11 protein-coding genes are annotated in these 22,399 nt (G+C 62.7%); 8 read left to right on the top strand and 3 right to left on the bottom strand.

Translation table 11 applies throughout. From position 1 onward, the window contains the following. The first annotated feature begins 271 nt into the window (after window positions 1-271). From B5G09_RS03700 to B5G09_RS03680, 5 genes are read left to right on the top strand one after another with little or no spacing between them, the layout of a single operon-like run. Entirely contained in the window at window positions 272-1,468 is a 1,197-nt protein-coding gene (locus B5G09_RS03700; protein ID WP_087404073.1) for a glycoside hydrolase family 88 protein, read from the top strand. A 28-nt stretch (window positions 1,469-1,496) separates the two neighbouring features. Then, on the top strand, window positions 1,497-4,451 hold the full coding sequence (gene hepC / locus B5G09_RS03695; RefSeq protein WP_087404072.1) for a heparin-sulfate lyase HepC: 2,955 nt from the start codon (window positions 1,497-1,499) through the stop codon (window positions 4,449-4,451). Between the two features lie 21 nt (window positions 4,452-4,472). Next, window positions 4,473-6,581: a surface glycan-binding family protein gene (locus B5G09_RS03690; RefSeq protein ID WP_087404071.1), complete on the top strand. Its 2,109-nt coding sequence runs from the start codon at window positions 4,473-4,475 to the stop codon at window positions 6,579-6,581. Window positions 6,582-6,599: 18 nt separating this feature from the next. After that, the gene (locus B5G09_RS03685) at window positions 6,600-9,758 is read left to right on the top strand and encodes a TonB-dependent receptor (protein ID WP_087404070.1); all 3,159 of its coding nucleotides are present in this window, start codon (window positions 6,600-6,602) and stop codon (window positions 9,756-9,758) included. A gap of 14 nt (window positions 9,759-9,772) precedes the next feature. Further along, window positions 9,773-11,416: a RagB/SusD family nutrient uptake outer membrane protein gene (locus B5G09_RS03680; RefSeq protein ID WP_087404069.1), complete on the top strand. Its 1,644-nt coding sequence runs from the start codon at window positions 9,773-9,775 to the stop codon at window positions 11,414-11,416. 355 nt (window positions 11,417-11,771) lie between these two features. Here B5G09_RS03680 and B5G09_RS03675 read toward each other — a convergent pair whose 3' ends face one another. Genes B5G09_RS03675 through hepC (B5G09_RS03665) form a run of 3 tightly spaced genes read right to left on the bottom strand, consistent with a single transcriptional unit; the run spans window position 11,772 to window position 16,944 of the window. Further along, window positions 11,772-12,908, bottom strand: coding sequence for a heparin lyase I family protein (locus B5G09_RS03675; protein WP_087404068.1), 1,137 nt, complete (start codon window positions 12,906-12,908; stop codon window positions 11,772-11,774). Window positions 12,909-12,918: 10 nt separating this feature from the next. Beyond that, window positions 12,919-14,919 (bottom strand): heparin-sulfate lyase HepC, encoded by a 2,001-nt coding sequence (gene hepC / locus B5G09_RS03670; RefSeq protein WP_087404067.1) that lies wholly within the window; start codon window positions 14,917-14,919, stop codon window positions 12,919-12,921. Window positions 14,920-14,976: 57 nt separating this feature from the next. Then, entirely contained in the window at window positions 14,977-16,944 is a 1,968-nt protein-coding gene (gene hepC / locus B5G09_RS03665; RefSeq protein WP_087404066.1) for a heparin-sulfate lyase HepC, read from the bottom strand. A 404-nt stretch (window positions 16,945-17,348) separates the two neighbouring features. On the opposite strand from hepC (B5G09_RS03665), the gene B5G09_RS03660 reads away from it, so the two are divergent. The 3 genes from B5G09_RS03660 (at window position 17,349) to B5G09_RS03650 (ending at window position 22,396) form a co-directional block, all read left to right on the top strand. Further along, window positions 17,349-18,773 carry a sulfatase-like hydrolase/transferase gene (locus B5G09_RS03660; protein WP_087404065.1) on the top strand — a complete coding sequence of 475 codons (1,425 nt, stop codon included), beginning with the start codon at window positions 17,349-17,351 and terminating at the stop codon, window positions 18,771-18,773. A gap of 214 nt (window positions 18,774-18,987) precedes the next feature. Beyond that, the gene (locus B5G09_RS03655; protein ID WP_087404099.1) at window positions 18,988-20,661 is read left to right on the top strand and encodes a sulfatase; all 1,674 of its coding nucleotides are present in this window, start codon (window positions 18,988-18,990) and stop codon (window positions 20,659-20,661) included. An 88-nt stretch (window positions 20,662-20,749) separates the two neighbouring features. Then, window positions 20,750-22,396 carry a Tat pathway signal sequence gene (locus B5G09_RS03650; protein ID WP_087404064.1) on the top strand — a complete coding sequence of 549 codons (1,647 nt, stop codon included), beginning with the start codon at window positions 20,750-20,752 and terminating at the stop codon, window positions 22,394-22,396. The last annotated feature ends 3 nt before the right edge of the window (window positions 22,397-22,399 follow it).

Genomic DNA, 22,399 nt, shown 5'->3' with positions numbered 1-22,399 from the left:
GGAACGGAGACTTCGGGGCGTTGCAACCTCCGGCCTCCGGCCCCGGCGGTGTCCCCCGGGTGCGGCGCAACCTTGAAATTGTCCAATATCCGAATCTGCGTGGGAAGGGCCTCCAGGGCCTTTTTGGACAAAATCAATATCGTACTGGACAAAATCGAAGGTTATTTGAGCGGTTTTGAAAATCAATTCTTCAATTCTCGGGGTCTCTCCGGAGGCTTATCGGTACTTTTGTATACCGAAAATACCCTGAACACAAAAACCTGAACCATTCATGAGAAAAAACCTCCTCCTGATTCCGGGACTTTTTTCCCTGTTAGTGCTGGGCTCCTGCGGTGCGGGTCCCGATCCCAAACTCGAGAGCGTGAAGCATGCCATCGACGTGGCCCGTTCGCAACTCGAACTTTCGTCGGCGGAGTTTGATTCACTGCCGGGATTTCCGCGCTCGCTGATGCCGAAATTCAAGGCCGTGGACGCCAAGGACTGGACCAGCGGTTTCTATCCCGGGACGCTGTGGGAAGCCTACCGTCTGACAGGCGACGAACATCTGCGCGCCGAGGCTGAGAAATTCACCGCACGGCTCGAGGGCATACAATATTATAAGGGAACCCACGATCTGGGCTTCATGGTCTTCTGCAGCTACGGACAGCAACAGCAGACGCTTCACGACGCCCATTCGGCCGAGGTGATTGTCGAGGCGGCCAACAGCCTCGTTTCGCGCTGCGACTCGACCGTCGGTCTGATCCGCTCGTGGGACTTCGGCGAGTGGAACTACCCGGTGATCATCGACAACATGATGAATCTCGAGATGCTCTTCTGGGCCTCGAAGCACACGGGCGATCCGAAATACCGCGACGTGGCTGTCCGCCATGCCGACCTTACGATGCAGAATCACTTCCGCGAGGACGGCAGTTCGTACCACGTGGTGAGCTACAACGACGACGGCACGGTCGAGAGCCGCGGTACGTTCCAGGGCTACTCCGATTCGTCGGCCTGGGCCCGCGGCCAGGGGTGGGGCCTCTACGGCTATACGATGTGCTACCGCGAGACGGGCGACGCGAAGTATCTGGACCACGCCCGTCGGATCGCCTCGTTCATCATGAACCATCCCCGTACGCCGGCCGACCTGATTCCCTATTGGGACTACGATGCCCCGGATATTCCCGATGCACCGCGCGATGCGTCGGCTGCGGCGGTGATCGCCTCGGCGCTCTTCGAACTCTCGACGCTGGTTCCCGAGGAGGAGGGGCGCAGCTACTTCGGACGTGCCGAGCGGATGCTGATGAGCCTCTCGTCGGATGCCTACCTGGCCGAGAAGGGGACCAACGGCGGCTTTATCCTCCGCCACAGCGTCGGCCACCTGCCGGCCCACAGCGAGATCGACACGCCGCTCAACTATGCGGACTACTACTATCTGGAGGCCATCGGCCGCTATCTGTCGCTGCGGGGAGTGTCGCCCCGGGAGCTTTAAAGCGTAAAAACCCTAAAACCAATAATCTATGAAACGAATCTTTACGAAGATCTCGCTGTATGGTCTCGTGATCTCGACGGCCCTCCTGACGGGGTGTCTGGGCGACGAAATCCGGGGCACCGATGACGGCAGCGGTTCGGAGACGACCGATTCGACGATTCCCGGCAACAGCGTGATTGATGCACGCGTTTTCGAGGCGTTGAATCTGGATCTTCCGGAACTGGCCTCCGTGAAGGCCTACTACGAGTCGGATCAGTACTATCTGGCTGCGCAGGCCCTGCTGAACTATTTCCGTACGCGGACGCAGGTCAATGCCAACGTCAACCTGATTGCGCCGTCGATCACGGCCGAGGAGCAGGCCCGGGCCGACTGGGCGCTTCCCGTCACGGGAGATGCGCAGGACGGCTATCGCTTCTGGGTCGACGGCTATGCCGACGGCGACCGTCCCTACTCCTACCAGACGGGCAGCAAACTCGACTGGACCAAACGCGCAACGGCCGAGACCGAGGAGCGTTTCCGCCTGCACCGCCTGCAATGGATGATCCCGCAGGGCAAGGCCTACCGCACGACGCTCGACGAAAACTACGTCACGTCGTGGATGTCGGTCTACGAGAGCTGGCTGGAGACCTTCCCGCTTCCGGATGGCGACTACGATTTCAATGCCGATCCTTCGAGCCAGCCCGAGGAGGTGCGTGAGGCACTCTACGCCTGGCGTCCGATCGACGTGTCGTACCGTCTGGCCGATCAGTGCGACCTGATCTATTATTTCATGCAGTCGACCGCCTTCACGCCGCAGATGCTCTCCTCCTACCTGTCGAATCTGGTCGAGCAGGCCGACCACGTGATGAACCACTACTCGGAGAACGGGGAGGAACTGGCCCAGGAGTCCTATGCCGTATGGCGGGCCGGTACGATCTTCCCCGAGATGAAGCAGGCGGCCGAGTGGGTCGAGAGCGGTTCGCAGGCGATGTACGACGGCGTCGACATTTCGGTTCTCAATCTGCTGGATCTTTCGTACGGCGGATTGTCGAAGGTTTCGGCAGCCTATGCCGCCGGAGACTACCGTCTGGCCCTGCAGGAGCTGCTCAACTACTACCGTACGCGCACCCACGGCCTGAACCCCAACGTGAAGATCGAGAGCGACGAGGCTACGGATAACGAGAAGTCGTGGGCCGACTACGCCTTCCGTGAAAACGGCTACCGCTTCTATGTGAAGAACTATTTCGATGCGTCGGCCGGTTCGAACGTCCCCTATTCCTACATGAATGGGGAGGGGACGGGCATCGACTGGACGATTTGGCCCACGAAGGAGCAGGAGCACCGCTACCAGCTGCACCGCCACCAGTGGATGATCCTGCAGGGCAAGGCCTACAATGCGACGCACGATGAGCGTTACGTGGCGAACTGGATGGAGGTCTACGGCGACTGGCTGCGTCAGAATCCCAAACCCGACGTGGATCTCGACTATACGGTCTATCCCGAGAATCTGCCTGCGGAGTATCGCAATGCGGGGTGGTCGTGGCGACCGCTGGACGTTGCGGCGCGGGTGATCGACCAGTGCGGGCTGCTGGAGTACTACCAGAATTCGGAGACCGTGACGGCCGAGTGGCTTTCGACCGTGCTCAAGCACCTCGACGAGCAGGTGAACCATATCATGAAGAACTACTCCACGACGTCGAACCATCTGATCACGCAGGCCCAGGCGGTGACCTTCGCGGGCATGCTCTTCCCCGAGCTGAAGAATGCCACAACGTGGCGGACGAACGGTCCGGGCGTGCTTGGACAGCAGGTCACGGCGCAGTATTTCAACGACGGCTGGCTCAAGGACGGCGACCTTTCGTACCACATTTCGGGCATCGAGGATTTCCGTTCGTCGCTGCTCGTGGCGCAGCTCAACGGCGGTGAGAGCTACTTCCCGTCGAATTTCGTGGCGTCGATGCGCAAGATGACCGACGTGGTGATGAACATGATCTACCCGGACTATTCGGTGCCCAACATGGCCGATACGCGGGCCGCGTCGTGGACCAAGAGCGTGCTGACGCGCAACCTGAAGAACTACATGACGCTCTTCCCCGATAATGCCGGGCTGGCCTGGCTGGCCACCGAGGGGGCGCAGGGAACGCAACCCACGACGAATGTCGTGACGTTCCCCGACGGCGGCTACTACGTGATGCGTACGGGCTGGACGATGCAGGACCTGATGATGGTGCTGCAGAACACGCCCGACGGCCCCTCGGAGCAGTGGCACCGCCAGTCGGACAACAACACCTTCGAACTCTGGGCCAAGGGTCGCAATTTCTTCCCCGATTCGGGCGCCGGTTCCTACGGCGGATCGTCGGAGACGAACGCCATCCGTTCGCGCTATGGCGCCACAACGGCTCACAATACGCTGACGCTCGACGGTAAGAATGTGGCGAGCGACGGCCGCATGCTCAAGCAGGAGTCGAAATCGACCTCGTCGTATGCCTACGAGGTGCTGGTGCTGGAGAACCCCTCGTACACGGGGCTGACCCACCGGCGCTCGATCTTCCTGGTCGACAACAAGTTCTACGTGATCCTCGACGAGGGCTACGGTTCGGCCGAGGGTACGGTCAACCTGAATTTCAACGTGACGCTGGGCGACGATTCGCAGGTGGTGCTCGATTCGTCGGAGGGTGGTTTCCACACGGCCTTCGGCGACGGCAACAACCTCTACGTGCGGAGCGTTTCGGACAAGACGATGACCTTCGCCGAGAAGCAGGGCTTCGTGGCCTACAACGTCGTGACCTCCACCTACAAGGAGACCGCTCGCAAGGCCTATCAGCTCAACGTGACGAAGAGCGCTTCGGACGAGGCGGTTCGTTACGTGACGGTGCTCTATCCGACGACGGATGCCACGGCCATGAAGGGCTTCGAGAGCGACCTGGGCGAATGGTCGGCCTCGGGGGCCTCGATCTCGGTTCGCATCGACGGCAAGACCTACAACCTGTCGTATACGCTGTAAACCTAAAACTGCAAAACGAATATGAAATCACTGTTTCGAAATATCTGTCTTGCCGTGCTCGGACTGTTGGGTGCGGCGGCCTTTACGGCCTGCGGAGAGGATGAGACGTCGGACGGCGGTCTGGATCTCTACTATGCGTCGATCGTCGACATCGGTCCTTCGATGCTCTTCAATTCGGATGCGCCGACGTGGTACGGCCCCACGCCGTCGGAGTTTGCCATCACGGCCATCACCCTCAATGATGCGGTGATCACGAGCGAGAGCTTCGCGATCAACTCGACGACGGGTGTGGTCTCGATCACCCATACGGAGAATCTCGAGCCGGGGGTCTACAAACTGACCGTTTCGTGCCTTTCGGGCGGCGTCCGCCATACGTTCAAGGATATCTTCACGGTACACATGTCGCCGGCCACGCCCGAGGCGCTGGAGCTCAGCTCCCCGACGCTGGAGATTCCCTATGCTGAACTGGAGACCAGCGAGGCCAAGGTGACGGTGACGCCCGTGGGTGAATCCGTATCGATCCAGAGCTACAGTCTGGTCCAGCCCGAGGGCGCGGAGTACTTCGCGATCTCGCTGGCTGGTGAGGTGACGCTCAACGCCGACTTCAAGGGCGAAGTGATGCCGGGCAACTACCCGTTGCCGATCACGGTGAAGACCTATGCCGGCGAGATGACCTACGAGGGCCTGCTGACGGGCCGCATCACGAGCGAACCGCTTTCGGTGAGCTATCCCACGTCGTCCGGCCGCATTGAGGCCGGGTTGTCCTTCCTCGGCACGACGCCGACGCTGAAGGGTTCGCCCGACGAGGTGGCATGGGCCATCCGCCAGGTCCGCCCGGGCGAGGGGAGTCCGGAGACGGATCTGATCAAGATCGATCCGGCGACGGGTGTCATTTCGGTCGACGAGGGCAACGACCTGCAGGTTGGTGCGGTCTACACGCTGGACCTGACGGTGACCAACAGCTTCGGGTCGACGGATTTCGACGGCGCCTACACGCTGACGGTTGTCGACTACATTGAACCCATCGACGCGTCGAGCTTTGCCTACGATCCCGTTGAGGCGATCCAGGGCGGCGAATTCAAGGCCGAGAAGCGCAGCGGCTTTGTCGGTGACGAGGCGGTCTTCGCCTTCGGAACGCTGCCGGCAGCCGTCGAGGGCCAGTTGACGATTGACCAGGCAACGGGTGCTGTTTCGGCCGCCAAGGGCCATTCGATTCCGCTGGGCGATTATGAGATTCCGGTGGTGGCCTCCAACCTGAAGGGTCAGGCCGAGACCACGCTCCGACTGACCGTGGGCGAGAATCCCTACTACTTCACGACGATCAGCTACGGCAATAATCTGGGTCTGACGCCGGCGGAGAACTACGCCAGCCAGTTCCGCTGCCCGACGTCGGGCGATCTGACGTCGCTGCAGCTCACCCCGACGACCGATGCCAAACCGGGTACGCAGCTGACGTGGTCGATCGCGATCAAGCATCAGTGCTCGGGCACGCTCATCGACTCGCAGACGGGCGTCATCTCGCCCAAGGGCTTCAAGGCCGGCAACGGCGGTCTGATTCTGGTGACGGCGACGGCCGGCAAGGGCCAGGTCGGCGAGACCTCGGTGACGGTTCCGGTCTTCTTCTCGTTCATCCAGGCCGTGAGCGGCGTGACGATCCACTATACGCCGTTCGTCTTCCAGGTGAACCCGCGCACGGGCGGCACGTCGGCTGCGCCGACCGTCGAGGGCGTCGATCCGTCGCTCTTTGCGATCGACTACCGTCGTACGTTCAACTATTACAACATTGCCGGTCCGCACACCGACGGACAGCCTTCGGTGGCAGGGTCGCTCATGAACATCGTCTGGAGTTCCTACTACACGAGCATCGGCAGCGCCACGGTCAACACGGGCTCGAAGGATCCCGTCTCCTACTATTCGAACTCGTCGCGGTTGAGCTCGGCGCTGTGCTACGTCGATCCCACGACGAAGGCGCTGGTTGTCAACCCGAACAAGTGGGTCGATGGCAACGGTGTGGCCGCCAACGGAGCGATGATCGGTCAGATGACCTTCGTCACGGACGGCAATTCGGGCAATGTGAGCAACGGTTCGCAGGTCTTCCCGATCTGGATCTGGTTCGACGAGAAATTTTAACCTAACGGAATGAAACCTATGAAACATATATTGAACCGGGCATTCGGGCTGCGGGGGGTATTGACCCTCCTGGCCCTGACGGTGGTCTTCGCGGCCACGGCCCAGAACAAGATAACGGGCAAGGTGACCGACGAGAACAACCAGCCGGCCATCGGAGCCAACGTCGTGGTGAAGGGCACGACGCAGGGCGTCTCGACGGACCTGAAGGGCACCTACACGCTCTCGGTGAAGAAGGGAGCCGTGCTGGTCTTCTCCTACCTGGGCTACAAGCAGCAGGAGGTGACCGTGAACACGCAGACGGTCATCGACGTCAAACTCGAACCCGAAACCAACGTGATGGACGAGGTGGTCGTGGTGGGTTACGGCGCCCAGAAGCGCAGCGACCTGACGGGAGCCATCGCCTCGGTCTCGGCCAAGGATGTCGAGGGCTTCAAGTCGGGATCGGTCATGGAGGCGCTGGGCGGCCAGATTGCCGGTGTGCAGATTACGGCGACGGACGGTACGCCGGGTGCGGGCTTCGACATCAAGATCCGCGGTATCGGCTCGGTGAACGGTGAGACGACGCCGCTCTACATCGTCGACGGCTTCCAGGTCGACAACATCGACTACCTCTCGAACTCGGACATCGCCTCGATCGAGGTGCTGAAGGATGCCTCGTCGTCGGCCATCTACGGATCGCGCGCCGCGAACGGCGTGGTGATGGTGACGACCAAGTCGGGCAAGGTGGGACGTCCGGTGGTGACCTACAACGGATCGGCCAGCTACCGCGACATCTCGCGGACGCTCGATCTGCTGACGCCCTACGAGTTCGTGCGGCTGCAGACCGAGGCGTGGCCCGACAAGTTCGGCGACACCTACTACAAGTCGGGCAACGACGACAACGGGGTTCCCTATCGTTACCAGACGCTGGACGACTACATCGGCGTAGCGGGCATCGACTGGCAGGGCGAGACCTTCCAGCCCACGTGGTCGCAGGATCACAATGTCTCGGTGTCGGGCGGTTCGGACAAGACGAAGTATGCCTTCTCGTTCTCGGACTTCCTCGAGAACGGTATCTTCAAGAACAGTGCCTTCAACAAGATCACGGCCAAGATGCGCGTGAACCACAAGATCTCGAAGCTGCTCTCGATCGACGCCACGGTCAACTACGCCTTTACGGACAAGCGCGGTATGGGAACGTCGGGCGACAACGGCCGTTTCAACATGCTGGGTCAGATTCTGCGGGCCCGCCCGACGGGCGGTCTGCGGATGACCGACGAGGAGCTGCTCAATTCGGCGATCGACCCGCTGGAGCTCGAGTCGTCGGAGTCGCTCTCGCAGGTGAACCCCATCAAGCAGGCCGAGTCGGTGACCAACACCAAGAAGGCGGAGATGTGGGGCGGCAACCTGGCGCTGAACTTCAACTTCGGCAAGGGGTGGAGCTTCCGCATGGCCGGATCGTACAACACGACCAACACGCGCAACTACCAGTTCTACTACGACGGATCGAAGGAGGCCTACCGCAACGGCCAGACCCCCTACGGCTCGACGCAGATGACGCGCGACGTGCGCTGGACGAACTTCAACTACCTGACCTACAAATATAAGCAGAAGAACGGCCACGCCTTCGACGTGATGCTGGGTCAGGAGACTTCGTTCCGCGGAACGGAGTATCTGAAGGGACAGGCGACCGACTTTCCGTTCGACAACCTGGGCAACGACAACCTCGGTCTGGGCGCCACGCCGAGCCAGGTGACCTCGTCGCGGTCGGACAACCTGCTGGTGTCGTTCTTCGCGCGCGGCAACTACAGCTACAAGGACCGCTATCTGTTCACGGCGACGATCCGAGCCGACGGTTCGACGGTCTTCTCGAAGAACAACAAGTGGGGTTACTTCCCGTCGTTCTCGGCGGCATGGCGCATCTCGGAGGAGCCCTTCATGAAGAAGCAGGAGGTGATTTCGAACCTCAAGCTGCGAGCCGGCTGGGGCGTCGTGGGTAACGACCGCATCACGAACTACCTCTCGCTGACGCTCTACACGCAGAACAAGTACGGCTACGGCAACAGCCTCATCACGGTGCTCTCGCCCAAGCAGCTGCCCAACGAGGATCTCAAGTGGGAGGCTTCGCAGAGTACGAACATCGGTCTGGATCTGGGTCTGTTCCGCAACCGGCTGAACATCACGGCCGACCTCTTCCTCAAGGATACGAAGGATCTGCTGATGGCGGCCAACAAGGCCTATGTTTCGGGCTTCGGGTCGCAGTGGCAGAACGTGGGCAAGATCCGCAACAAGGGTCTCGAGCTGGCGATCAACTCGACGAACATCGCCTCGAAGAGCGGCTTCCGCTGGACGACGGACTTCAACATCTCGTTCATCCGCAACGAGCTGCGTGCGCTGGCCGACGGCGCCCGGACGATGTACACGGCCGCCAGCTGGAACAGCGACTACACGGGTTACGACTACATGGCGCAGGTGGGTCAGTCGCTGGGTCTGATCTACGGTTATGTCTTCGACGGGGTCTACCAGTCGTCGGATTTCGAGGTGGACGCCGCCACGGGTGAGACGCGCCTGCGTGCGGGCGTGCCCGACATGTCGGAGCACTACACGAGCGGCACGTTCGGCCCCGGCGTGGTGAAGTACAAGGATGTGGACGGCGACGGCAAGATCACGACGAACGACCGCACGGTGATCGGCAACGGTACGCCGAAGTGGTACGGAGGTATCACCAACACCTTCTCCTACAAGGGCATCGACCTGAGCTTCATGTTCCAGTTCAACTACGGCAACGACGTCTACAACGCCACGCGCATGTACGCCTCGCAGACGCAGGACCAGCGTTCGAACATGATGGCCGAGGTGGCCGACCGCTGGACGGCGACCAACGCCTCGAACAGCGTTCCGCGCTGGGACGGCTACGTGAAGAACGAGCTCTACTCGCGCTTTGTCGAGGACGGATCGTTCCTGCGACTGAAGAACCTCACGGTGGGGTACACGCTGCCGCAGCACTGGACGCGGAAGTTCTACGTCTCGAAGCTGCGCATCTACTTCACGGCGCAGAACCTCTTCGTGGTGACGGGCTACTCGGGCTACGATCCGGAGGTGAACATGCGGGCCTCGAACCCGATGACGCCGTCGTTCGACTGGGGCGCCTATCCGCGCAGCAAAGTATATACGATGGGTCTTGACCTGTCCTTCTAAAAAGCAAACGAACTATGAAAAAGATCTTAATATACGGTTTGTCGGCCCTGGGCCTGATGTTTGCGGCGTCGTGCTCCGATCTGCTGGAGGAGGAGTCGTACGTGGAGGTCGGCAAGAACAACTACGTGAACAATGCCGAGGAGGCCGAGACGGTGCTGATGGGTATCTACAAGGATCTGGCCAACGAGTACATGTATTCGTACCATCTGTCGCTGCTGTTCACCATATCGTCGGACATCGCGCAGTGCGAGGGCAGTGCGACGACGTCGTTCCGCGAGATCCCGACCAATTCGCACAACCCCTCCACGTCGCAGATCATGCAGACGTGGCAGAAACTCTACTCGTCGATCTACGAGGCCAACGACTTCATCGAGACCGTTTCGGCGCGCATGGGTTCGTGGAGCTCGTCCAACCGCGAGCTGGCGACCATCTACCTGGGCGAGGCGCATGCGCTGCGGGCACTGTTCTATTTCGAGCTGGTGCGCTGGTACGGGAACATCGTGCTGATCACCTCGACGGAGCAGTCGAGTCTGCCGGCCACGGAGTACGTGCAGGCCGATCCGAAGGATGTCTACGCCTTCATCGAGTCGGATCTGAAGTATGCGGCCGAGGTTCTGCCGTGGGCCGTCGACGACACGAAACGCTCGTCGAACGCCTACCGCATGTCGAAGGGTGCGGCGCTGGGCCTGCTGGCGAAGGTCTACTGCACGTGGGCCGGCTATCCGGTGCGTGACGAGTCGAAGTGGGCCGAGGCGGCGAAGGTGGCGCGTCAGGTGATCGAGTCGGGCAAGCACCGCCTGATTCCCGACTACAAGACCGTGTGGAGCAACACGTGCAACGGCATCTGGGATGCGGGCGAGAGTCTGATCGAGGTATCGTTCTACTCGCCGACGAGTCTGGACAGCGACCAGACGGCCGGTCGTATCGGCAAGTGGAACGGCGTGGTGGCCGACGCGGTCGAGGGGCAGCGCGGGCGCAATGCCGCCAACTGGAAGGTGGTCTACACCTTCACGCGCGAGTGGGAGACGCACAACGACCCGCGCATGGCGCTGTCGATTGCCGACTACAAGTACGATTCGTCGAAGGGCGACGGCCCCGTCACCTATATTTCGACGGTGACCAACCCGACGGAGGACAATCTCAACAAGCAGCGTCAGCTCTATACGCCGGCCAAGTGGGATACGGAGAAGTATGTCAACTCGGCCAACTACATGGTCAACAACGACAAGTCGTGTATCAACTGGTACATTCTCCGTTATTCGGACGTGCTACTGCTGTTTGCCGAGGCGCTGAACGAGTCGGGCGGATCGATTGTCGATGCGGTGGATGCGGTCAATGCGGTACGTCGGCGCGGTTTCGGGGATTCGGACCACGATCTTTCGTACGGTCTTTCGCGTGAGGCGCTGCGCGAGGCGATCCGCAAGGAGCGTGCCTATGAGCTCTGCTTCGAGGGTCATCGCAAGCAGGATCTGATCCGCTGGGGCATCTACTATCAGACGATCCGCAATACGGCCCAGGAGCTGGTCAACTGGTTCTCGAATGCGAACTACACGGTGGGCCGCTTTACGATCGAGGGCCGCCACGAACTGCTGCCCATCCCGCAGCGGGAGCTGGATCTGATGACGCAGTGCAAGCAGAATCCCGGATGGGGTGAATAGCCCGTCCGTTCAGGAGAAACGGAAAATCCCGGTCGGAATCACTCCGACCGGGATTTTTTTGTGATTTTCGTGCCTGACGGCATCCGGCGAACCCGTTTCCTTCCGGCAGAACCCGTTTCCTTCCGGCAGAACTCGTTTCCCTCCTCCATCCGGCCGGTCTGTTTCCGCCCGGCGTTACCTGTTTCCCTACTGATGCCGGACGCACCTTCTACCTCCTCATCCCGGGCTTCACCGGTTGGCCTCGGGGGCGGCATTGTGGGACCGGTTTAGAGGCTGGGCGCTGCTTCCCGGGCATGAGAAAAGCCCCGACGTCGGACAGTCGGGGCTTGGGGTGTGCAGGTCGCGGGCGGCGGGATCAGTCGAGCGGCTGCTGGGTGAATCCGGCAAGGTTGTAGCTCACGGGAACGGTGCTGCCCGCCACGCGGTAGATGCCGTACTTGAAGTAGTAGCCGGCCTCGTCGTTGCGGCCGATGAGGATCTCGCGGTTGTCGACCAGTTTGCGCGTGCGGCCGTCGCAGCGCATCTCGATGTCGAGACGCCCGGGTGAGACGATCGTCTCCGCCTCACCGCCGTAGCGCGTCCAGTCGATCTCGACGGTGAACTCCACCCAGCAATCCTTCGGAAACTCCGCAAAGGGCATCTTGCAGGCGATCGTCGAGCACTTGTACTCCGAGCAGACGGGCTGCATGACCTCGGCTTTGGCGGGGTTGGCGTTGCAGCGGTCGTCCTTGTCCGAGAACCAGCGGCGGTCGGAGTTGGCCTTGACGTAGAACCACCCGCCGGAGAATCCGAAGGCCAGCGGGGGATAGCCTCCCTGTTCGACCTTCCAGCCCGTGGGCTCTCCGGCGCGCATGACGGGGCGTCTCCGGCGGTCGGTCGAGGCGACGGCGCGATAGACCTTCTCCTTCCTGATGACCGTTGTGTCGCTCATGGCGACGAACTCCCGCACGGGGAGCTTCATGACGCGGCCGTCGGGTGCCGTGACGAGCGTACGGTCGGGCATTCCGTGCCATTGGGCGAAGATCGTCGAGACCTGGCTGTCGAGTTTCGAAGGGATGTAGACGGCGAAGGTGTAGCGCCACGAGGAGCCCTGCGGACAGATTCCCTTGCCGTGGTGGTAGACGGTCTTCATCTTCTGGGCATCGACGTACTCCTCGGGGGGCAGGGAGGCAAAATCGGCCGCCGTAGCGTAGCAGTAGGAGAGTTCCGAGCGACCCTTCGTCTCGCCCGGGGCATACCCCTTGAGGGTGTTGTCCTCCACGCCGAGTGTGAAACGGAACGAGGGTTTCCCGGCGTAGGGACGGGTGAAGTCGCGGCACAGCGTCCCCTCCTTGCGGATCCCGACGGCGACCCACTGGCCGTCGATCACCTGCTCCATGCGGGCCGAATCGGCCTGAACGTTGACCCGATCGGGAATGGACTCCAGTCCCGGGGTTTGGGCTGCCGCCGGTGAAGCGGCCAGCAGCAGTCCTGCAATCCAGTGTGTCTTCATGGTCCGAGGGTCAGAGTTCGTATCGGAAATCGTAGGTGCGGGCCCCGACACGTACGGCCACCTGGAAGCGGTCGGCCGTCGAACTGCGGTCGGGGACGATGGCGATCGACCCGCTCCGCTCCTGGTCTTCGGGCGTGATGACGGTGACCATCCAGAGCTCCTCGCCGGCCGCCTTCTCCATCTCGACGACATAGGCCGGGCGCTGCTCCTTCTTGCGGTAGGCCGACGATACCCAACCCTCCTCCTGCTGGATGCGAAGGGGTTTGCAGCCCGTGCTTTTGATGCGGATGTTGTTCGCGTCGTCGAACAGCGTGCGGAGCGTTCCGTCCTTGGCGAAGGAGACCTCGCCGGGGCAGAGGTTGAAGTGCACGCCGACGGTTCCGGCCGCTTCGCCGCGGGCCATGTCGACGATGACGAGCAGGCCATCCTGCGTGGCGAAGAAGGCCCGGCGGTGGGTGAGCCCCTCATAGGAGGGGTTTTCGGTCACCAGCACGGTCTGCTCGGGCGACGTTTTCCACAGAAGCCGCTTCGAATCGGTGACCTCGAGGTTGCGGTTGTCGAGCGTCAGGGTGTTGTGGACGCGGGTCTGGCGGAACCAGTTGCGCTGGGCCAGCACGGCGCTGTCGCCTCCGTAGACGTAGCTGCCCGAATCGGGGAAGAAGTTGCGGCCGCGGTGCCAGTAGTCGAAGGTGCCGTTGTCGGGTTGGTTGTGCCAGAAGGCCGGGGGGCCGGCCTTGACGACGGTGACGGTGGCCTGCGGATCCCAGCCGGTGCGCAGGACGTAGAAACCCGACTGCGGGAACTCCTGCGAGGTGTAGTCGGGACGCGATCCGCGGTTGCCCTCCCAGGCGAACCATTCGAGCTGACGGTCGTCGGCGAAGACGCGGCTCCAGCTGCGGAACTGCTTGAGCAGCGAGGCCTTGTCGTGGCTCTTCGTGTCGCCGAACATCGGGTTCGAGTAGTCGGGGAAGAGGAGGTTCCACGTCACGGTGGTCATCCGGTGGACGGTCTCCGTGTAGCTGGCCGGGAACTCCTCCTCGAATCCGTTCTGACGGGCCATGCCCAACGCCTTGAGGAAGATGTCGATGGCGGCGATGTGGTATCCGAAGTCGAGTTCGAACTGCATGCCGTCGGGGTAGACCTGCACGCCGATTTCGCGGTTGAGGATCTCGATGCCGCTGCGGCGCCACTCGGCGGCCTCGCGGAATTCGGGGAAGTAGATGCCGGCAAACAACATGCGCTGCGCCTCGAAGAGCAGGTGGTTGCCCTGTTTGGAGTAGTTGTTCAGGATATGGTCGGCATGTTGGCGGTAGGTGCGCAGGAAGAGGTTCAGGAACTGGGGCGTGAAGCGCGGCGACTGGATGGTCAGGGCAAATTCGGTGAGCAGATCCTGCAGCCGTCGTCCGGCCTCCATCGGACGCCACGCAAAGCGGACGTTCTCGCGTTCGGCGGCGATCTCCTCTTCGGAGGCACCGGCGGCCCGGAGCCGTTCGACGCCGTCGAGCGGATTCTTCTTCACCCAGTCGGTGTACTGGTCGATCCAGGCGTCGATGTAACGGTTGTCGTGGGTCACGTAGTAGCACTTGGCCAGCGGGATGAACCAGTAGTGGCGGTGGAGCTGCCAGCGGAGTTCGTTGTCCTTGACGGGCCAGTATCGCCAGTTGATATCGTCGCCGTAGAAGAACGACGGCTGATAGCCCTTGTGGGCATAGAACTTGTGTTCGAGGGCCTCGTCGGCCTGGCGCTGTTCGAGTTTGCTGACCTTGACGTTCTGGAGGTCGAGCCCGAACAGGGCGACGGGTTTGCGCGTGCGGTAGTACTTGAGCAGCTCCTTGTCGGCAGCCTCGAAGTTGCCCTTCGAGACGGCCTTCTTCACGGCCTTGAGTTCGGGACGGTCGAGGTCCAGCAGGTCGTAGAGCGACTTTTCGTCGCCGAGAGTCGGAACCTCGCCGGCCAGGGCCGTCGTGCCGATTGCCAACAGGGCGCACAGCGCCATCAGGATTCGTTTCATGTCGGTTTTTCTGTTTTCGGTTATCGTTGTCTCGTGTTGTTTCGGCTTGTATCGCCGTTATTTCAGTTTGTATCGCCGGCCGTCGATCTTCACCTGCAGGCCGTTGCGGCGTTCGGCGAGTTCAATGCGGTGGCCGTCGGCTTCGGTGACGGGCAGCAGCACGGTGACCATGCGCACCGTCTCACCGGCCTTTTTTCCGTGCGTGAAGACGTAGGCCGGCCGCGGGCTGCGTTCGCGGTAGCGGTACGATACCCAGCCCTCCTGCGGCTCCAACTCTTCGGCTCCGAATACCTTCATCAGCAGGTTGTTGCCGTCGTCGTAGCGGGTTGCCACGGTACTCGTCGCCGCGTCGGCTGCGGGATTGCCCTCGGCCAGGTTCCAGTGGAGCATCACGCGACCGGCTGCCGGGCCTTCGGCGCGGTCCTCGATGACGAAGAAGCGCCGATCGACGAACCACACCGTGCGGCGGTGGGTGAGTCCCTCGTAGGAGGGGTTTTCGACCGAGAGACGGTCGGTCGGACTGTCCGTCTCCCAGCGGAGGCATTTCGAGTCGGTCGTCTCGAGGTTGCGGCCGTCGAGCGTCAGGGTGTTGTGCACACGGGTCTGGCGGAACCAGGCGCGCTGGTCGTTGACCTCCTTGTCGCCGGCGTAGACGTAGCAGCCCGAATCGGGGAAGAAGTTGCGGCCGCGGTGCCAGAGTTCAAAGGTGCCGTTGTCGGGCTGGCAGTGCCAGAAGGCCGGGGGACCGGCCTTGAGGATCATCACCGTGGACTCCGTGTCCCAGCCGTTGCGCAGGACGTAGAATCCCGAGGTGCGGAAGGCCCGCGAGAGGTAGTCGGGGCGGGCGCCCTGGCGACCCCGGGTGGCGCAGTAGCGGATGAAGTCGTTGTCGGGGAAGACCTCGAGCCATTCGGCATAGGAGGCGAGCAGATGGGCCTTGTCCTGTTCGCGGTTGTCGCTGAAGAGCGGGGTGGTATAGTCGGGATAGAGGCAGTTGAGGTGGACGTCGATCATCCGCTCGACGGTAGCCAGATACGAGGCCGGGAATTCGCCGCGGTAACCGTTGGCGTCCATCATCCGCAGCGCCTTGAAGAAGATGTTGATCGACTCCAGGTGGTAGTGCGGATCGAGTTCGTACTGCATGCCGTCGTCGTAGACCTGCTTTTCGATCTCGCGGTTGAGGATTCCGACGCCGGTCGAGCGCCAGTGGGCGGCATCGCGGAATTCGGGGAAGAAGGCTCCGGCGAAGAGCAGCCGCTGGGCCTGGAACAACAGGTGGTTGCCCGAGGCGGAGAAGTGGCCGAGGATATGCTGGGCGTGACGGTGGTAGTTCCGGAGGAACTGCAGCAGGAATTCGCCGTCGAAGGCCTTGGCCGGCAGGAAGTAGAGGAACTGATGGATCTGGAACTCCAGCCGGTCGCTCACCTCGAGGGGGCGCCAGGCGAAGTAGACGTTGTCGGCCTCGTTCCAGTCGCCGATCGAGCTTTCATCGTACGGCCCGAGGGGGTTCTTGCGGATCCAGTCGAGATACTCCGCACACCATTCCTTGGCGTAGCGTTCGTCGCCCGAGAGGCGGTAGGCCTTGCCCATGGGGACCCACCATTTCATGCGGTGCAGCTGCCAGCGGAGCTCGTTGTCGCGCACGGGCCAGTACTGCCAGTCGATGTCGTCGCCGTAGAAGAACGAGGGCTGGTAGCCCGTGTGGACGAAGAAGCGGTGTTCGAAAGCCTCGTCGGCCCAGCGCTGCTCGTCGGGGGAGATGGTCACCGAGTCGAGGTTGACCTCGGGGCATCGGACTCCCGTGCGCGAACGGTAGTAGGCGAGCAGGGCCCGGGCGGCTTCCGGGTCATTGCCTGCGGCATGGAGGCTGTCGACGCGTTCGAGTCCCGGACGCGAGAGGTCCAGCAGCGCAAAGACTGTCGTGTCGGCGGTCCGGACAGCTTCGGCGGCGCGGGCTCCGGCGGGGAGGCTTGTCCCCAGGGCGAGCAGTCCCAGCAGCGGGAGGAGCAGTTGGCGGTTTTTCATGGGTATGGCAGTTTTCGTGGTTTCGGTTGTCGGGGTTGGGGCCACGGTCCGGATATCGGAGACCGGCTCGCCGCAAGAACAAAGATACGACAAAGTGCGGAGCTCGTTTATCAGAATCTCGCAAACCTCGGCGGAAATTCTGCAAAGCGCTTTCAGTTTTGTGCAATCGGATGCGGAATTTGTCGAATCTGGCTCTGCGGAGCCCCATGGAGGGTGCTTTTGGGACAAAAGTGAGATCGGATTCTACAAAATCGAAAGGCTTTTGCACACGATTCGGGATTTTGGCAACAAACGCGGCGCCCGCGAAAGCGGGATTCCGTTAACTTTGTATTCGGAAAGATCGGCATGCGGCCTGCCGCCGCCAATGCCGGTCGACCCGACCAATCGATAACCCGAAACCGCCCATGAACCTCGTGAATCCCGCCCTGTTGACGGCCTCGTTCGCCGCACTGGCCTCCGCAGCCGACGCTGCCGCCGCCCCGGCTCCCGAACCCAAACCGGCCCGTGAGGCCGATCGCCGCCCGAATATCATCGTCATCATGACCGACCAGCAGACGGCCGGCGCGCTGTCGTGTGCCGGCAATCCGTGGGTCGAGACCCCGGCGATGGATGCGCTGGCGGCCGACGGCGTGCGCTTCACCCGGGCCTATTGCCCCTATCCGCTGAGCGGACCCTGCCGCGCCTCGCTCATCACGGGGCGGATGCCCTTCGAGACGGGGGCCACCGACAACGGCGTGCGCCCCTCGGCCGAGGCCCTGCGCGAGGGGATCGGCCATCGACTCTCGGCGGCGGGCTACGAGTGTCTCTACGCCGGGAAGTGGCACGTTCCGGAGGTCAACCTGCCCGATTCGGGGACGGGTTTCCGCCGCATTGCCCGGATGGGCGACCCGATGCTGGCTGCGGCGTGCGACGAGGCGCTGGCCGGGTATGACGGCCGCCGCCCGCTTCTGCTGGTGGCCTCGCTGCTCAATCCCCACGAGATCTGCGAATACGGCCGCCACGAGACGCTGCAGTATGGCGAACTGGCCCCCTTCGCGACGGAGGAGTGTCCCAATCTGCCGGCCAATTTCCGCCCGTCGACCTATGCGGCCGAGGCGCTGACGCTCGAACGCACGGCCTCGCCGCGCTACCACGATACCTACACCTTCACCGAGGATGACTGGCGCCGCTACCTCTATGCCTACTACCGCTTTGTCGAGCGGGCCGACCGCGAGGTGGGGCGGATCGTCGAGGTGCTGAAGCGTCGCGGACTCTACGACGATGCGCTGATCCTCTTCCTCTCGGATCACGGCGACGGCGTGGCGGCTCACGGCTGGAACCAGAAGTGGAACCTGCAGGAGGAGGTCATCAACGTGCCGCTGATCGTCAAGACGCCGAAGGGATGCGGACCGCGGGGTGTGGTCAACCGCGAGGCGCTGTCGAACGTCGGGCTGGACCTCTATGCCACGCTTTGCGACTATGCCGGTGTGGAGCTGGACCCCGAACGCTACCGGGGCCGGAGTCTGCGCCCGGTGGCCGAGGGGCGTTCGGCGACGCTCCACGACGACGTCTTTGTCGAGACGCTGCTCTCGGGGGTCGGCATGCGGGGCTGGAGCCTTGTCGGAGCGCGTTACAAATATGTCCTCTACCAGTGGGGCCGCAACCGCGAGGCGTTGTACGATCTGCAGCAGGATCCGGGCGAGATGGTTAATCTGGCCGTCGACCGGCGCTATGCCGACGAACTGGGCCGCATGCGCAAAGCGCTCTATGAGTGGGGAGTCCGGATCGGCGAACAGCGTCTGATCCGCAATCTGCGCCCCTATGCCGGGGAGGCCGAAGCGGCGGATTGACCCCGGGGCCGGCCGCCCGACGTTCCCACCGGCCGTCCGACGTTCCCCCGGCCGCCCGATGTTCCCCCGGCCGCCCGAATTACTCCGGATGCCGCCCGGCGTTCCCACCGGCCGCCCGAACCGTCCCGGCGTCCCGGAAAATCCCGTCGGCCATTCCGAAATCTCGCTGACGAACCGAACCTATGAAATCAATACCGTTGACCGGAACCACCTTATGAAAAACCTCGAAACCTTGCGGAGCGGCGCCCGATACGCCGCGCTTCCGCTGACGCTGACGGCCCTGGCGGGTTGCAGCGAGGGGCAGCCCAAGCGCCCCAACATCCTTGTGATGATGACCGACGACCACACGGCCCAGGCCATGAGCTGCTACGGGAGCCTGCTGGTCGAGACCCCGAATCTGGACCGTCTGGCCCGCGAGGGGATGCTCTTCGAGAACTGTTATGTTTCGAATGCCATTTCGGGTCCCTCGCGGGCCTGCATCCTCACGGGCAAGTACAGCCACGTGAATGGCTTCACGGACAATTCGCGCACCTTCGACGGCGACCAACAGACCTTCCCCAAGCTGTTGCACGAGGCGGGTTACCAGACGGCGATGATCGGCAAGTGGCACCTCAATTCCGATCCGCAGGGCTTCGACTTCTGGAGCATCCTCGTGGGACAGGGCGAATACTATGCTCCGCAGTTCATCGAGAACGGCGAGAACCGTGTCGAGAAGGGTTACGTGACGGACATCATCACCGACAAGGCCATCTCGTTCCTCGAACACCGCGATCCCTCGCGGCCCTTTGCCATGCTCTACTACCACAAGGCGCCGCACCGCAACTGGATGCCGGCACAGCGCCACCTGGGGATCAACGACTCGCGGGTCTATCCCGAGCCCTTCAACCTGCTGGACGACTATGCGGGCCGGGGCCGAGCCGCCCGGGAGCAGGCCATGGAGATCGGGCGTGACATGTGGCCCGAGTGGGATCTGAAGCTGATGACCCCCGAGGAGCTGTCGCGCTCCTACGAGCTCGAGAGCACGGGCGATGCCAACCGGGACGACGTTGCGCGGGCCAACGACTGGCGGAGCAGCGTCATGCAGTACCAGGCGGCCTACAACCGCATGACCGACGAAGAGAAGGCGCGCTGGAACGAGGCCTATGCCCCGCGCATTGCCGAGTACAAACGTCTGCGGAAGACGGCCACGCCCGACGAGCTGACGCGCTGGAAGTACCAGCAGTACATGAGGGACTACTGCGCGGTGATCCAGGCCGTCGACGAGAACGTGGGGCGCCTGCTCGACTACCTCGAAAAGATCGGCGAACTCGACAACACGATCATCGTCTACACCTCGGACCAGGGCTTCTTCCTCGGAGAGCACGGCTGGTTCGACAAGCGCTTCATGTACGAGGAGTGCCAGCGCACGCCGCTGCTGGTGCGCTATCCGCCGATGGTCGGGGCCGGGACGCGGAGCCGGGCGCTGGCCATGAACATCGACCTGGCGCCGACGTTCATCGATCTGGCGGGGCTGGCGGTTCCCGACGACATGCAGGGACGTTCGCTGCGCGGGGTGCTCGCCTCGGGCGGCGAGGCTCCCGAAGGGTGGCGTACGGGGGTCTACTACCATTATTACGAATACCCGTCGTGGCACTCCGTCAAGCGCCACTACGGCATCCGCACGGCCGACTACAAGTTGATCCACTTCTACAACGACGTCGACGAGTGGGAGATGTACGACCTGAAGCGCGATCCGCACGAGATGCACAGCGTCTACGACGATCCGGCCTACGCCGAGGTGCGCCGTGGGCTCCACGTGCAGCTCGAGGAGCTGCAGCGCGAATGCGGCGATACGGATCCCTGCGAACGCGAATACGAATTTTTCCGGGGCGCCGACCAACTGAAATAACCGGCCGGGCGACCGATTTCATCCGATAACCAGAGTCGGATCCACCGTGGCTTCACGCGGCCGGGTCCGGACCCCAAACTGCAACGATATGGACAGACGAGAATTTCTGAAAACTTCGGGATGGACCCTGTTGGGTCTGGCGGCGGTCAATGCGCTGCCGGGCTGCTCGCATCTGGGCGATGCGGAGTCGCTTCCCGACGACGTGAAGGGAGGATTCCCTTCGCTCCGCGACCTGAAGGTCTTCTGGGGCGACGTACACAACCACTGCAACGTGACCTACGGCCACGGCGATCTGTCGGATGCCCTGGCGGCGGCCGAGCAACAGCTGGACTTTGTCTCGGTGACGCCCCATGCCATGTGGCCCGACATTCCGGGTGAGAACGACCCGCGGCTGAACTGGGTCATCGGCTACCACACGGCGGCTTTCCGGCGGCTGCGTGCCGGCGGCTACGAGAAGTACCGGCGGATGATCGAGGCGGCCAACCGCCCGGGCAAATTCCTGACGTTCGTCTCCTACGAGTGCCACAGCATGGAGCACGGCGACCACGTGGCGCTGTTCCGCGACTTCGACGTGCCGCTGGTCGAGTGCACGTCGGTGCCCGATCTGAAGGAGAAGCTGCGCGGCTATGCCTGCTACGTGACACCCCACCACATGGGCTACCAGACGGGGTTCCGCGGCTACAACTGGGCGGCTTTCCCGGACAACGATCCGCAGACGCCGTTCGTCGAGATGTTTTCGCGCCACGGCCTGGCCGAGAGTGACACGGGCGACTACGACTACCTGCACGACATGGGGCCGCGCGTCTGGGAGGGCTCGATCCTCTACGGACTGGAGCAGGGCCACAAGTTCGGACTGATGTGCTCGACGGACCAGCATGCCGGCTATCCGGGCAGCTACGGCGACGGCCGCATCGGTGTCTACGCCCCGTCGCTGGAGCGTGAGACGCTGTGGAAGGCGATGGGGCAGCGGCACGTCTGCGGCGTGACGGGCGACAAGATCAAGATCGACTTCCGCATCAACAGCGGGATGCCGGGTGACGTCATCCGCGCCTCGCGCCGCGAGATCTACCTCAATGTCGAGGCGCAGAACGCCATCGACTACGTCGATCTGATCAAGAACGGACAGTGCGTGGCGCGTCTCAACGGTCCGTACCGTGCGGCGGCCCCCTCGGACGAGGTGATCCGCACGAAGGTGAAGGTCAACTTCGGCTGGAACCGCGAGGAGGAGTATGTCCACTGGACGGGCCGGCTGTCGCTCGACGGCGGAACGATCGACGATCTGCAGACCTGCTTCCGCGGGGCGGCCTTCACCTCGCCGCAGCCCGGCGAGACGGAGTTCCACACGCGGGTCAACCGCGTCCTGGAGCACGATGCGCACAGCGTGGTGCTGGACCTCTACTCGACGAAGAACCCCAACGTCATGACGCCGGCCATGCAGGGCGTGGTGCTCGACCTGACGGCTCCGCGCACGGCGCGCCTCGTGGCGGAGTTCAACGGCCAGCGCTACGAACACACGATCGGCGAACTGCTCGAAGGGGCGCGTGCCCACTTCCTGCGGGGATGGCTTTCGGAGGCGATCCAGTTCGAACGGGCGCAGCCCGAGGCGGCCTTCTGCGTCGGCCACCGCATGGTCGACAAGGAGCCGCAGCGCGATACGGACTACTATTACGTACGGGTTCGCCAGCGCGACGGACAGTGGGGCTGGTCGTCGCCGATCTGGGTGGAGAGAGCTTAGGAG

The sequence above is a fragment of the Alistipes sp. An54 genome (assembly GCF_002159375.1).
In the GTDB taxonomy this organism is placed as follows: domain Bacteria; phylum Bacteroidota; class Bacteroidia; order Bacteroidales; family Rikenellaceae; genus Alistipes; species Alistipes megaguti.
The sequence above is the reverse complement of the archived record's forward strand: the minus strand, read 5'-3'. Positions and strand labels throughout refer to the sequence as shown.

Bases quoted from the DNA above. Each gene is read 5' to 3' on its own strand.
- B5G09_RS03680 (WP_087404069.1), top strand. From the start codon at position 9,773: ATGAAAAAGATCTTAATATACGGTTTGTCGGCCCTGGGCCTGATGTTT.
- B5G09_RS03660 (WP_087404065.1), top strand. From the start codon at position 17,349: ATGAACCTCGTGAATCCCGCCCTGTTGACGGCCTCGTTCGCCGCACTG.
- B5G09_RS03675 (WP_087404068.1), bottom strand. From the start codon at position 12,908: ATGAAGACACACTGGATTGCAGGACTGCTGCTGGCCGCTTCACCGGCG.
- hepC (WP_087404066.1), bottom strand. From the start codon at position 16,944: ATGAAAAACCGCCAACTGCTCCTCCCGCTGCTGGGACTGCTCGCCCTG.
- B5G09_RS03650 (WP_087404064.1), top strand. From the start codon at position 20,750: ATGGACAGACGAGAATTTCTGAAAACTTCGGGATGGACCCTGTTGGGT.
- B5G09_RS03700 (WP_087404073.1), top strand. From the start codon at position 272: ATGAGAAAAAACCTCCTCCTGATTCCGGGACTTTTTTCCCTGTTAGTG.
- hepC (WP_087404072.1), top strand. From the start codon at position 1,497: ATGAAACGAATCTTTACGAAGATCTCGCTGTATGGTCTCGTGATCTCG.
- B5G09_RS03655 (WP_087404099.1), top strand. From the start codon at position 18,988: ATGAAAAACCTCGAAACCTTGCGGAGCGGCGCCCGATACGCCGCGCTT.
- B5G09_RS03690 (WP_087404071.1), top strand. From the start codon at position 4,473: ATGAAATCACTGTTTCGAAATATCTGTCTTGCCGTGCTCGGACTGTTG.
- hepC (WP_087404067.1), bottom strand. From the start codon at position 14,919: ATGAAACGAATCCTGATGGCGCTGTGCGCCCTGTTGGCAATCGGCACG.
- B5G09_RS03685 (WP_087404070.1), top strand. From the start codon at position 6,600: ATGAAACATATATTGAACCGGGCATTCGGGCTGCGGGGGGTATTGACC.